Here is a 13,445-nt window from a genome sequence, read left to right as displayed (position 1 = left end):
CGGAGCGGCCATTTAGACTATAACTAGAGTCTAGTAATACTTTCATCAAGCAGAGAAGCAGTGTTATACCAATGCACAGCTTTAAAGTGAAGATCTATAAAAAAAACAGCATGTTAAAGGCTGCGACATAAAACCTTTATATGAGCTAACGCTGCCTCTTTCACATCGTCAAATGATACTTTATCCTGGATATAATAAGAAATAAATCCGTGTGCAGACAAGAACATTGTTAACGGCACATTCTGCCAGTCCTCAGACACATATCCTTCTTCCTTCATATGACGGCGCACAATACTTGAGAATAAATCAAAACATCGTCCCTGTTCTGCTCTACAATAAGCTAGCAATTCCTCATCGCGAATCATGAACATAATTTCATATTGATAGGGATGATCTATTCCAAATCTAATAAATTCCATAATCAGCTGTTCTACCCTTGTCATTCCTTCTTCAGGCGGTTTATTCATTACTTGGCTGAGTAAAGCAGCCACATGATTAAAATCCTCTACAACAATAGCGTAGAACAACTCCGCCTTTTCCTTGAAATGATAATAGAGAGAGCCGTGGCTATATCCCAAATGCTGACCAATACTTCGCATTGAAATCGCCCGATACCCTTTGGTTATAAACAGATGCCTAGCGGCCTCTAGAATCCTTTCCCTCGACAACTCCTGCTCCACTGCTCTCCTTGCCATATACTAATCCCCTTCGCTGTAGTAAATCCGCCGCCCTTCTGTTATCAGGGCTTGCCCTTGGGTTAGATCTGTCATCCATGCCATAAAAGTGTCACCCTCATCATTTCGCGGCAAACATAACAACGTTACCTTGTCGGTGAACAAAGTCTCGCCAGTCTGAATCCCTCTTCCTCGAAGTTCGTTCTCAACCTTGCCCAGCCAAGTGTACTCGATCTCTACGAATACCTCTCGTCTTAGTACACGGGTGATTACTTCTCCTGCTTCAAGCGCAAGCACTGCTCCATCCGTATAAGCTCTAATCAGCCCACCAGCACCCAGCATAATGCCTCCGAAATAACGGGTAACTACGATTGCGACATTTTTAACTCCCTGATTGCGGATTACTTCCAAAATCGGTTTGCCGGCTGTACCACTCGGCTCCCCGTCGTCCGATTGCCTCTGGATTTCGTCTCTCTCCCCAATCACATAAGCAGAACAGTTATGCGTTGCGTTCCAATGTTTCTTCTTGATGTCCTCGATAAACAACAAAGCTTCTTCTTCATTCTCCACTGGCATAACATGACCAATGAAGCGGGATTTACGGATCACAACTTCCTTTGAGCCGGAAGAGCGGACCGTTTGATATTGTTCTAACATAATTATTCCAGTCCTTATTTACATATGATGTCTTCATATAATGTCAGGAGCAGTCCCGGTATTGGATTACCTATGGACTGCTCCTGGTGACTTACATTAGTATGAATGTTCTGTGATTAATAGCCATTGTAAAACCTACTGCAATACTATTCAGTAAGTCTTGCTTCCAGCTCTGCTTTTTCTTTTTCGTAACCTGGTTTGCCAAGCAATGCGAACATGTTTTTCTTGTATGCTTCTACGCCTGGTTGGTCAAATGGGTTAACACCGAGCAAGTATCCGCTGATACCGCAGGCTTTTTCAAAGAAGTACACCAAATATCCAAAGGTGTATGGTGTTTGATCAGGAATAGTAACGATAAGGTTAGGTACTTGACCATCTGTATGTGCAAGCATTGTACCTTGGAAAGCTTTCTTATTCACGAAATCCATAGTCTTACCTGTTAAGAAGTTCAAGCCGTCCAGATCATCCGGATCATTCTCAATCGTAACATGATGAGCTACTTGATCTACTTGGATAACCGTTTCAAAAATGTTGCGGTTACCTTCTTGGATAAATTGACCCATGGAGTGTAGATCTGTGGAGAAATCAACGGAAGAAGGATAAATTCCTTTGAAGTCCTTACCTTCACTTTCGCCAAACAATTGTTTCCACCACTCAGATACAAAGTGTAAGGAAGGCTCATAGTTGACGAGGATTTCAGTTGTTTTACCTTTACGGTATAAAGCGTTACGAACTGCAGCATATTGATAAGCTTGGTTAGTAGCTACATCTGGATTGTTGAACTCATCCGCAGCGGCAGCAGCACCTTGCATCATTTCTTCAATGTTAATGCCAGCTACAGCAATCGGCAGTAAGCCTACAGGTGTCAATACGGAGTAACGTCCGCCTACATCGTCTGGAATGATGAAGGATTCATAACCTTCTTCAGTTGCCAATTTCTTAAGGGCACCTTTTTCCTTGTCTGTAGTAGCGTAAATGCGTTTACGAGCTTCTTCCTTGCCGTATTTCTTCTCCAGAGCAGCGCGGAAAATGCGGAAAGCAATCGCTGGCTCAGTAGTAGTTCCAGATTTGGAGATTACGTTCACGGAGAAGTCTTTACCTTCTACTAGATCAAGCAGATGCGTGATGTATGTAGAGCTAATGTTATTACCAGCGAAATAAACTTCTGGAGTTTTGCGTTTATCTTTAGAAAGGTTATTGTAGAAAGAATGCGATAACGCCTCAATAGCTGCGCGTGCTCCCAGATAAGAACCTCCGATACCAATTACAATCAGTACCTCGGAATCGCTTTGGATCTTCTTAGCAGCTTGTTGAATGCGAGCAAATTCTTCCTTATCATATGCTGTCGGCAGATCGATCCATCCAAGGTAGTCAGAACCTACACCAGTTTTGTTATGCAACTGTTCGTGTGCTAGCTTAACTGGGGCGGCAAGGTTGTCGATTTCTTGTTGGTTAAAAAACGAAAGAGCTTTTGTGTAGTCAAAATTAATCTTCTTAGACATCGGTAATGGTAACCTCCTGTTTTATCTCTTTAAATTTAAAACCGTTTGTTACAACTTTATAATTAGGATACTTTAATTTGCCTTGACTGGCAAGGTCTTAGGGCACATAGAGGGCATTAGAACCAAGTTTTTCAAAGTTCCTTGGAAGCGTTTCCTGTATCAAAAGACATAGGTGTGCTGTGGTGCTGGACAAAGTGCCGTGATAGAATAAAGAAAACGGAAGGTGGCTATATAAATGAAACAAATCGGTTTTATCGGACTCGGAACAATGGGTGCGCCTATGGCCTCCAATTTACTACGTGGCGGCTTTCAGGTTACGGTATACAACCGTACGGCAGCCAAGTGTAAACCTCTTGAAGCAGAAGGTGCCCAGACTGCTCTCACGCCCCGCGAAGCGGCTGAGGGTAAGGATGTTATTATTACCATGATCAGCAATGATGATTCGGTTCGTGAAGTGTTTTATGGTCAAGATGGTATTCTTGATGCTGTAAAGCCTGGTGGACTAATTATTGATTCCAGCACAATTTCACCAGGACTAGTTCGTGAAATTGCCGCTGCTGTAGAAGCTCGCGGTGGACATTTCCTAGACGCGCCAGTAACTGGAAGCAAACCAGCAGCGATTGAAGGAACCTTAGTGTTCATGGTCGGCGGTAGTGCTGAGGTCATAGAACAACATCGTGATATCTTTGATACTTTGGGTAAGAAGCTGCTACATATGGGTGATAACGGCAGCGGCGCTGTGGCCAAGCTGGCTCACAATGCTATGGTTGGTATTCATAATGTTGCCCTAGCCGAAGGGTTCGCCATTGCCGTTAAATCAGGCGTACCAGCAGACAAGTTCCTGGAACTGGTACAACTTGGTTCTGCGGGCAGCAAACAAGCTGAGCTTAAAGGCCGTAAAATCATAGAAGATGATTTCAGCAATCAATTCTCCCTCGCTCTAATGCTTAAGGATTTGAAGCTTGCCTCTGCCCATAGCGATTCAACAGGCGTTCCTTCTCCTATGCTGGGCTTGGCTAAAAGCATGTTCCAAGCTGGATTCACCCAAGGTTATGGTGAAGAAGATCTCTCTGCCGTAGTGAAATGTTACGAAGAGTGGATCGGCCAAAAGATGGGTGCAAATGTATCCAATAAATAAATCCAAGAGCTCAAAACCTACTTCATAAGAACATTTACGATCGCCTCGCACATGATATTGCGATGCGGTCTTTTCTTTATGGACAATCCCATTGTCAAACCAAATATACGAACGCTTGTTTGTATATTTATAATACTAAATTAACAGTTGTAGTGCAAGAAAATATTGGTTGCTGTGGAGTTACTCAGAACGTTGTGGCGGTGTTGGTGGGATAGTTACTAAGAAGGTCGCGAAGTACTGGTTTGTCGCAAAAGTTACTGTATTAATGATGAAATGGTGGATAGTTGCTGGTGGAGTTACTGATGAGTTACTGATGAGTTACTGATGAGTTACTGATGAGTTACTGATGAGTTACTGAAGAGTTACTGATGAGTTACTGATGAGTTACTGATGAGTTGCTAAATAGTCACAAAAAAGTTACTGAGGGAGTGCCGAAATGTTGGGTAGATACTGGAGAAGTTACTCGATGAGTTGTTAGATATTTCAGAAGAGTTACTGAAGGAGCGCTGAATTGTTGGATAGATACTGGAGAAGTTGTTGGATAGTCACTGGATTAGCTGCTGGTTAGTTGCAAATTGGTTACCAAGATGATTGCTTGATGACTACGGTATATCCCGTATTTTCTGGAACCTCTCCCTCGCTCCAAACCTCGAGCTCCTTTAACTAGGTAACCTCTAACCTCTGCGGTACACAGCTATCTTTATCGGACTCAGCTGACCTTATTCGCAGCATAATCCCACATTTGGCATGCTATCGGACTCCATAGTCGCTATTGGCATAAAAAGCGCCAATTATGAGCCTGTTTCTATGGAATAGCTGCACTGGTGTCCGAAAACATGCTCAAAAGGCTTTAAATTTACTAATAGCGTCAGTTGGGTCCTTAGCGGTAGGAATGGGGTTGATTCGAGGCTACATTGGTGTTGCTCCAGCGTTAACTTCATCTGGGTCCGTACGCAGTGGGGTGGTGCGGATCCGGTGCTAAGTTGGTGATGACACAGCGCCATCGGACTCTGCTGACCTTATTTGCAGCATAATCCCACATTTGGCATGCTATCGGACTCCATAGTCGCTATTGGCATAAAAAGCGCCAATTATGAGCCTGTTTCTATGAAATAGCTGCACTGGAGTCCGAAAACTTGCTCAAAAGGCTATAAATTAGCTAATAGCGTCATCTAGGTCCTTAGCGGTAGGATTGGTGTTGACCGGGTCCGTAAGCGGTAGGATTGGTGTTGACCCGGTACTACATTGGTGTTGATCTAGTGTTAACACCATCTGGGTCCGTACGCAGTGGGTTGGCGCTAACCGGGTGCCCAAGTTGGTGATGACACAGCGCCATCGGACTCAGCTGACCTTATTTGCAACATAATCTCATATTTGGCATGCTATCGGACTCTATAGTCGCTATTGGCATAAAAAGCGTCAATAATGAGCCTATTTCTATGGAATAGTTGCACTGGTGTCCGAAAACTTGCTCAAAAGGCTATAAATTTGCTAAGAGCGTCATCTGTGTCCTTAGCGGCAGGATTGGTGTTGACCCGGTACTACATTGGTGTTGATCTAGTGTTAACGCCATCTGGGTCCGTACGCGGTGGGTTGGCGCTAACCGGGTGCCTAAAGTTGGTGATGACACAGCGCTATCGGACTCAGCTGACCTTATTTGCAGCATAATCCCACATTTGGCATGATATCGGACTCCATAGTCGCTATTGGCATAAAAAGCGTCAATAATGAGCCTATTTCTATGGAATAGTTGCACTGGTGTCCGAAAACTTGCTCAAAAGGCTATAAATTAGCTAATAGCGTCATCTAGGTCCTTAGCGGTAAGACTGGTGTTGACCGGGTGTTACAGAGGTAGGATTGGTGTTGATCCGGTACTAAATTGGTGTTGAATCCAGTGTTAGCGTCATCTGGGTCCTTAAGTGGTAGGAATGTTGTCGAACCGGCGCTAAGTTGGTGTTGCTCCAGCGCTAACGTAATCTGGGTCCGTACGCGGTGGGGATGGTTATGACTCAGTGCTAATTTGCTGATGATCCGACCCAGCCCTAATGTCATCTACTTCCTTAAGCTGCAAAAGGAGCATAATGAATACATAATTGAACATCAAGCAATCACCAGCCACAACAAAAAGCAGCCATCCTCCAATAACGGGAGAACCGCTGCCTTGCTGACTTTTACGATTTTTAAATTGAATCCGGGTCGTCTCACTCATAGAAAAAAGCTACTTATAGGACAGCCCTTAGAAAAGTCTGTTTTTTATAGAACCGGGTAAGAACAGCAATAATCAGTTACTTCAAATACTTCCAACGCAAATTTAGAGTTGCCAGGAACATTGAACGTTGACGCTCCCTTAATCTCCTGCCATACCTCAGTGCCGGGAAGCAGCACTTTAAGATCGCCGGACAGAATCTCCATAATTTCAGGACCATCTGTACCAAATTCATACACACCCGGCAACATGATGCCCAGTGTCACCTTAGATCCATCTTGCAAAATTACCGTACGGCTGGTTACTTGTCCGCCATAATATACATTGGCTGCTTTTTCGATCGTTGCGTTGTTAAACTGACTCATTACTTGTTCTCCCCCTAATGATTATTCAGTTAATTACAGAAGTGCTTTCACACGGCTAACTACGTTCTCTACAGTAAAGCCGTATTCTTTCATAACTCTATCGCCAGGGGCGGAAGCTCCGAAAGTAGTGATGCCTAGGATATCGCCTTGGTCACCAGTGTAACGTTCCCAGCCGAAGGTTTGTGCCATTTCGATAGCAAGACGGGCTTTGACTCCTGGAAGAATTACGGAATCGCGATATTCTTTGTCTTGTTTTTCGAACAGATCCCAGCTTGGCAAGCTGATTACACGAACATCGATGCCTTCTTCTGCCAAAGCAGCTTGCGCTTTAACTGCCAACTGTACTTCAGAACCAGTTGCGATAAGTTGTGCTTGTGGAGTGCCATTTTTGGAATCAGAGACAACATAACCACCACGTTTGATGTTTTCACGAACGCCATCTACGGTTCCAGCAAGAATTGGCAAGTTTTGACGAGTCAGAACCAAAGCAACCGGATTCTCTTTGTTTTCCATAGCATAAGCCCATGCTGCAGAGGTTTCGTTAGCATCAGCCGGACGAATAACAGTCAGACCTGGGATGATACGCAAGGAAGCCAATTGTTCGATTGGTTCATGCGTAGGACCATCTTCACCAACTGCAATACTGTCATGTGTCAGTACATAGGTTACTGGCAATTTCATGATCGAAGCCAAACGAATTGCTGGACGCAGGTAGTCTGTGAATACGAAGAATGTTCCTCCGAATACTTTAAGACCAGTGTGCAGAGCAATACCGTTCATTGCAGCAGCCATACCAAACTCACGTACGCCGAAATAAATGTTGCGGCCATCATAAGATTCTGGTGTGAAAGATGTCAAACCATTCAAATGCGTCATAGTGGAGCTTTCCAAGTCAGCGGAACCACCCACTAGCTGAGGAACGCCAGCAGTCAGACCGTTAAGCGCACTACCGGAAGCGACACGAGTCGATACTGCTTTATCTTCAGTAGTGTAAGTTGGAAGGTTAGCATCCCAGCCTTCTGGAAGATCGCCATTGATTACTGTTTCGAATTGTGCAGCTAGCTCTGGATATGCTTTTTTGTAAGCCGCAAATTTGTCGTCCCAAGCTTTGTTAGCTGCGATTCCGTTTTTCTTCACTTCTGCAAAATGTGCACGAACTTCATCAGGCACATAGAAATCTTCTTCGTATACCCATTTGTAGAAATCTTTGGTCAGCTTAGCTTCTTCTGCTCCAAGTGGGGAACCGTGAGTACCGCCATGGCCGCCTTTACCTTGTTTGTTAGGGCTACCATAACCAATAACTGTCTTCACTTCGATCAAAGTCGGTTTGCTAGTCTCAGCTTGCGCCTCAGCAATAGCTTTTTCAATAGCCGGAAGGTCATTTCCGTCTTCTACGCGCAGAACTTGCCAACCATAAGCATCAAAACGTTGAGCTACATTTTCGGAGAAAGAAAGATTCAATTTACCATCAAGGGAAATATCATTTGAATCATACAATACAACCAATTTTCCGAGTTTCAAATGACCAGCAAGAGAAGCGGACTCAGAAGAGATCCCTTCCATAAGGTCACCATCACCACAAATAGCATAAGTATAGTGGTCAACTATGTTATGTCCTTCTTTGTTGTAGGTTGCGCCCAATTGAGCTTCGGCCATAGCCATACCAACGGCCATACCAATACCTTGTCCAAGCGGACCTGTAGTTGCATCAACACCAGCTGTGTGACCAACTTCCGGGTGACCAGGAGTCAAGCTACCCCATTGACGGAATTGTTTCAATTCTTCCATAGGAAGATCATAGCCGCTAAGGTGCAGCAAGCTGTACAGAAGCATGGAACCATGTCCAGCGGACAATACAAAACGATCGCGGTTTACCCATGTTGGATGATCAGGGTTATGATTCATTGTTTTTGCAAACAGTTGGTAGCCCATTGGTGCAGAACCCATTGGCATACCTGGATGGCCGGAATTCGCTTTTTCGATAGCATCAATAGCCAACGTACGAATTGTTGTGATTGACAGGTTATCTACTGTTGAGTTTTCTTCCTTCTGGATCGCTTGTTCTTGTTCACTCATTTAATAGTTCCTCCTCTGAAATCTCAAGAATGTCATTTTGACTCTTATTGTATCACTAGTGTGGAAGCAATTCCAATTGTTTTTAAAAACTCTTTGTTTGACAGCTTATGTTTTGCAATATCTACGCATTTATATACGCAAAAGTAACTATGTCATGAGACGGGTTTTTACTTAGCCTATGGTCTAGTTTTCTATTGCGACTAAAGTTTGTTTTACAATGCTCGAATATAAAGTAAGATGGAGTTACTCAAGTAAAATTTTCATTCATTATCCAATATCTCCAAGTGGAAAGGAATTCTGAACATGACTTCGAAAAAGGATGTTTATATTGTGCTTACCGGTACAGGTACAGCCTTCAGTGGTTTCATTAAGTGGTTTACAAAAGCTGATCTGAACCATGCTTCGATCGCCTTTGATAGTGAACTACGTGAGGTGTACAGCTTCGGAAGAAAAAAAATGCACAATCCATTCGTCGCGGGTCTGATTCAAGAAAATTTCATTCACCCTTTCTATAGCAGCGCAAATTGCTCTATTTATCAGTTACGTGTCAGTGCCACGGAATACGATGCCATGTACAATCATGTCCAAGGGATGATGAAAAATCAGGAACGTTATAAATACCATCTTTTAGGCCTGATCGGCGTACTTCTAAATGTTAAAATAGATCGAGAGAACGCTTATTTCTGCTCTCATTTTGTTGCTTCCTTATTTGAAAATACCGCAGTTCAGCCTGTGAATAAGCCTTCCTGCTTTGTTACCCCGGAGGATTTCGCTCTTTCACTCTGTTCCCATAAAATATTCAGCGGCAAGTTATCCTATTATGTGCGTAGAGCTCAAAGAGCCTCTGCACGTTCGACGAATATACCTTTACATACCCCTTCCGTTGCTACAAGAATGATGAGAATGAATGAAGAACGGACTGAAGGAGTTATATAAGTTATTGCTCGTAAAAAAGGGCTATGCGGATCGTATTTCCGCATAGCCCTTTTTAGATGGAAAAAGGATAAAGTCGTAGATGTATCATTACTTCACACGATGGTTCCGAAAATATTCGGACCAATCGCCAGCGATCACAACAGTAACTGTATCTATTTTGGTATTGTACTCATTCTTAGCTGTGAAGGTAAATTTCACTGGACCATCGGGAAGTTTCACAAATGCTGGATCATATAATTCGCCTGTCCACAAGGTTTTGTCACTGTTCGTTGGATTTAGTTGCGTAGAATAACCTCCCGTCATCGTTACCTCAACAGTATCAGGTAGACCGGTTGCTATCCCTTGCAAAATAAATCGCTCACCTGCCCAAAACACATTATAGCCTCTTGGACTCTCCTCATTACCGCTCTTGTTCAAATTGTAGCCTTTACGGTTGTTATTCCATTCCTCTGTGTGCTGGACCCCACCTTTAATACTCAGTAGATTAACCATGAAATATTTACGCGCTGAGATATTACTCCAGTTATAACCATCAAAAGCTTCCACTTCCACGGCATATTTTTCGTTCTCAACCAATATTCCCGCGGGCACTTGCCACTGTTTGGCACTTGAATTTTGTTCGCCAGATTGAACCTTAACCATCCCTGTCGCCAAGTTGATAATTTGTACCTTATACCGCTGTTGTTCATCTCCATCCTCATCTTGATAATCCCACTTGATGATTGGTGTAAGCGTACTTGCGATCATAGGCTTACTTGAGTCAGTACTTGTTGGGTACGTTATCGTTACGGTCGGTTTACGGTTGGCTACAGTGATACTCAGAGATAGCTCTCGATACAGTCCTAGAGAATCCGTAACGGTTTGTTTCAAGGTAAAGACGCCATTTGAGGTGAATTTCTTCGTAAATTCAGCTTGAGTACTAGCCAATCCTTCCGTCCCGTTAGATGATTTCAAATCATACTTATGGCTGATCGTATCTCCTTTTGGAAGGTCTGGATCCGTCGCTTTGCTCTTGATATTTAGAAGATCCGTGCGATAAATCGGCTCTTTGGCAGCATCTCTGCCTGTATCCGTGATAAGTGTGAATCCGGGCTGCGGCGGATTGTCGATGATAAACGTTTTTTCGTTAGATATTTCTGACCAGCTTAATTTGGAATAAGCCCGCCCATATACGGTGAAGTATTCAAATCGATTAAATGTATGGTTAGGGAGTTGATACTGCCGCAGCTGACCTGTGGTGTCAAGGTTTTCAACTGTCTTAACTAAGAGTCCGTCTTTTGAAAAAAATTCTAAACGGTACTTCTCCTGCGGATCACTCTCTGGGTCTGTATAATTCCATTTAATTAATGGATCTCCTTGTATTTCGGCATCTATAACGGATGGATTGGTTACGGTTCCCGCCGGGGTTATCAACGTCATTGAGGGCGCTAGATTTTTAGTAACACTCACCTTCAACGTAGCTATATTAGACTTATCACCGATCTGATCGATAACCCAGTGTTCCAATGTATAGATACCGGACTCAGGAAAATTAACATCAATACTAGGAGTTCGAAACCATTGCGTATGGCCATCACTATCTGTTACTTTCCAGAAGTATTGCAGACTAGCGACGTCGGAGGGATCTCCATCCTCATCAAAAGATGTATATTGTCGGGTATCATATTGGAATACTGCCGATGGACCATTAATAGCAGCTGTTGGAACATGATTTTTAACAGTAAATACGCGTGTTGCATTGGAACTTAAAGCTCCAATACTTGAGGGATTAGGTACATCTGTTGCCTTAAGGCGCATTTCCCATCCTTCTGATATAGCCTGCTGCGGTGAAATTCCGTTTCCAGCAATAAGATCTCGTATCGTCAAAGATTGGTTGCGGTTACTGCCAGCATAATAATAAGGACTATTGTTGAGTTTGGCGTACCATAAATAAGCAAGCGAATCTCCATCTTCATCAGGATCTGGTGTTAGATTATCCATTGTAATTACAGTGTCTCGATATACTTCAGCTGGCATGTTAAATGCTGCTGCGGGTGGGTGATTAATCACCTGAACATTTTGACGATACCAATCTGACCATAATCCTCGGTTGTCATGTACTTGTAAACTAATTTGATAATTACCAATTCCAAAAGCTGCGATATTAGGTGGCGTTGTAGCTCCACCCCAATGCTCCCAAACTTTGTTCCAACCGTTTTTGATAACCGTCCAGTAATACACATCTAATGGATCATTATCCGGATCAAACGATTTGTCTGTTATGGTAGTAGCTTTACGATAGGAAACAATATTAGGATCAACACTAAATAACGCTACGGGAGGTAGATTACCTGCAGTCCCCACCGTCCTTACACACCAGTCGCTCCAGACCCCCAACCCATTTTCGCCATCGACATCACGTACTCTAAGGCGTATGTCATATTGTCCAGAACTCGGCATTTGAGCTGGCGGTTGACCATCTGTCCATATTTCAGAATCAGTTTTTTTATACTGCCATTGCCAAGCTATAAGTCCCTTATTAACAGCCGTGATGTGGTCCAAATCGTAGGAACAATCTGTTAGCAGAAGAGATCCCCACGCCAGTTTGGCAGCAAACAATGCAATTGGCTTCCGATGAACATGATAGGTCATTGAAGATAAATTATCTCGGCTCCATAAACGATAAACATCGAATCTGTCATCGTTTTTAGGATTATCTCGTGCTTGAAAGGTTGCGTTATAGAGTCCGCTATATGGAAAGGAGGTATACCTTTCTGAACGCCATAACCCACTATCCGAAATGATACCCATCGAATTATCGAAGAAATACGGGTTATGATCGTATCTATAGCGTTCTTGATATTTAGAATCTCCTTCATAGTCCTTGTATGTGGTTGATAAGTCTATAGGAGTGTTAATCAATATAAAGGATTTATTCCTAAGCCTATAGGATACATTAACGACCAACGATTTCTCATCCTTATAATTATAGGGATCCACAACCTTGATAATGATATTGTGTCGTCCAGGCGGAATTCCGTCTGCCAAAACATCTATTGGGATGGAAAACCATTTATTATTTAGTGCCTGTTGGACATTGACTTGTTTATAGAACACATTAGGGATTTCAGCACTCACGATTAGATCATTATTGTCTACATCTCGAACGTATCCCTCGATGTTCATTCCACTGAATCCTGGCTCATTCAGTAGCTGCTGCTCGCTTGGTGTAGTCACTGTGAGCGTAGGTGCTGAATTTATTACTAGAGGTATGTTCTCCCAATCATAATATACGTTGTTATGCCAACCATTCATCCATTCGTTAGGTTGGTGTTGCGCATCACTTGCTCTTAGTGCGACTTTAAGGGCTTTTGGAATGCCATACTTCGCTGGATAAGCATAACTTTCATAAAAAGCGGTTGTATTTCTGTCAAGGTTAAACTGAAGACTATCCGAACTTTTCACAGGTGGCATTTCTTCAATTCTCCATGAGGCATCAGTAGCATAATCAGTATTACCACTTCCATCTGTCCTGTACATATAACTGTAAATATTAAGAAATCTAGTACGCTGCGTATCATAGTACCAATTAATATCCCCTGATGTTAAAACTACAGGCGCATCAGGTACATAATCGTAGCGCAGTATTCTTGTTGTTAGATCAAAAGTAATATTGGTTAGGGTCATAGCAGGCATATTCAAATTCAAAGATCCTATATTCCCCATAGTTGGGTCCCAAGAAGATGTTTTGTTAAACCCTTCAAGACGAACATCCATAAAATTGACGATATTTGGGTCACCTGCTGCCTCTACCTTGACACTCCCCGAATAAAATTCAGGGAATGAAAGAAGTAGTAATACAAGGGCCATAAACGTTGAAATTGTTTTTTTTAATTTCCGCATCTTTAATCC

Annotated in this window: 9 protein-coding genes; 2 read left to right on the top strand and 7 right to left on the bottom strand. The window is 42.9% G+C overall.

The window, feature by feature from the left end:
- Positions 1-113 precede the first annotated feature (113 nt).
- The 3 genes from MHB56_RS20320 to MHB56_RS20310 all read right to left on the bottom strand — a co-directional run bounded on the left by MHB56_RS20320 (position 114) and on the right by MHB56_RS20310 (position 2,833).
- A complete protein-coding gene (locus MHB56_RS20320; protein WP_036681739.1) occupies positions 114-695 on the bottom strand; it encodes a TetR/AcrR family transcriptional regulator in 582 nt (193 codons plus the stop codon).
- A 3-nt stretch (positions 696-698) separates the two neighbouring features.
- Positions 699-1,331 carry a YigZ family protein gene (locus MHB56_RS20315; RefSeq protein WP_038569136.1) on the bottom strand — a complete coding sequence of 211 codons (633 nt, stop codon included), beginning with the start codon at positions 1,329-1,331 and terminating at the stop codon, positions 699-701.
- A gap of 146 nt (positions 1,332-1,477) precedes the next feature.
- Complete coding sequence (locus MHB56_RS20310; protein WP_036681734.1) at positions 1,478-2,833, bottom strand: glucose-6-phosphate isomerase; 1,356 nt, start codon at positions 2,831-2,833, stop codon at positions 1,478-1,480.
- 235 nt (positions 2,834-3,068) lie between these two features.
- Between MHB56_RS20310 and MHB56_RS20305 the strand changes: the two genes are divergently transcribed.
- Positions 3,069-3,971 carry an NAD(P)-dependent oxidoreductase gene (locus tag MHB56_RS20305; protein ID WP_076302212.1) on the top strand — a complete coding sequence of 301 codons (903 nt, stop codon included), beginning with the start codon at positions 3,069-3,071 and terminating at the stop codon, positions 3,969-3,971.
- Between the two features lie 2,002 nt (positions 3,972-5,973).
- Here MHB56_RS20305 and MHB56_RS20300 read toward each other — a convergent pair.
- The 3 genes from MHB56_RS20300 to tkt are packed head-to-tail and all read right to left on the bottom strand — an operon-like array spanning position 5,974 to position 8,618.
- Positions 5,974-6,180, bottom strand: coding sequence for a hypothetical protein (locus MHB56_RS20300; protein WP_340012034.1), 207 nt, complete (start codon positions 6,178-6,180; stop codon positions 5,974-5,976).
- A gap of 44 nt (positions 6,181-6,224) precedes the next feature.
- The gene (gene ppnP, locus MHB56_RS20295) at positions 6,225-6,542 is read right to left on the bottom strand and encodes a pyrimidine/purine nucleoside phosphorylase (RefSeq protein ID WP_036681729.1); all 318 of its coding nucleotides are present in this window, start codon (positions 6,540-6,542) and stop codon (positions 6,225-6,227) included.
- Positions 6,543-6,575: 33 nt separating this feature from the next.
- Positions 6,576-8,618, bottom strand: coding sequence for a transketolase (gene tkt, locus MHB56_RS20290; protein WP_076128175.1), 2,043 nt, complete (start codon positions 8,616-8,618; stop codon positions 6,576-6,578).
- 303 nt (positions 8,619-8,921) lie between these two features.
- Here tkt and MHB56_RS20285 point away from each other — a divergent pair, with 303 nt between their 5' ends.
- Positions 8,922-9,554, top strand: coding sequence for a hypothetical protein (locus MHB56_RS20285; RefSeq protein WP_036681725.1), 633 nt, complete (start codon positions 8,922-8,924; stop codon positions 9,552-9,554).
- 87 nt (positions 9,555-9,641) lie between these two features.
- Here the strand turns inward: MHB56_RS20285 and MHB56_RS20280 are convergent, their stop codons facing one another.
- On the bottom strand, positions 9,642-13,436 hold the full coding sequence (locus MHB56_RS20280) for a glycoside hydrolase family 78 protein (RefSeq protein WP_341143930.1): 3,795 nt from the start codon (positions 13,434-13,436) through the stop codon (positions 9,642-9,644).
- Positions 13,437-13,445 lie beyond the last annotated feature (9 nt).

It is taken from the genome of Paenibacillus sp. FSL H8-0315 (genome assembly GCF_038005365.1).
Lineage (GTDB): Bacteria > Bacillota > Bacilli > Paenibacillales > Paenibacillaceae > Paenibacillus_AQ > Paenibacillus_AQ odorifer.
Note: the sequence above shows the minus strand (reverse complement) of the source record. Positions and strands in the feature narration are given on the sequence as shown.

Coding starts and splice junctions, on each gene's coding strand:
- MHB56_RS20315 (WP_038569136.1), bottom strand. CDS start 1,331: ATGTTAGAACAATATCAAACGGTCCGCTCTTCCGGCTCAAAGGAAGTT.
- ppnP (WP_036681729.1), bottom strand. CDS start 6,542: ATGAGTCAGTTTAACAACGCAACGATCGAAAAAGCAGCCAATGTATAT.
- tkt (WP_076128175.1), bottom strand. CDS start 8,618: ATGAGTGAACAAGAACAAGCGATCCAGAAGGAAGAAAACTCAACAGTA.
- MHB56_RS20300 (WP_340012034.1), bottom strand. CDS start 6,180: ATGAGTGAGACGACCCGGATTCAATTTAAAAATCGTAAAAGTCAGCAA.
- MHB56_RS20320 (WP_036681739.1), bottom strand. CDS start 695: ATGGCAAGGAGAGCAGTGGAGCAGGAGTTGTCGAGGGAAAGGATTCTA.
- MHB56_RS20310 (WP_036681734.1), bottom strand. CDS start 2,833: ATGTCTAAGAAGATTAATTTTGACTACACAAAAGCTCTTTCGTTTTTT.
- MHB56_RS20285 (WP_036681725.1), top strand. CDS start 8,922: ATGACTTCGAAAAAGGATGTTTATATTGTGCTTACCGGTACAGGTACA.
- MHB56_RS20280 (WP_341143930.1), bottom strand. CDS start 13,436: ATGCGGAAATTAAAAAAAACAATTTCAACGTTTATGGCCCTTGTATTA.
- MHB56_RS20305 (WP_076302212.1), top strand. CDS start 3,069: ATGAAACAAATCGGTTTTATCGGACTCGGAACAATGGGTGCGCCTATG.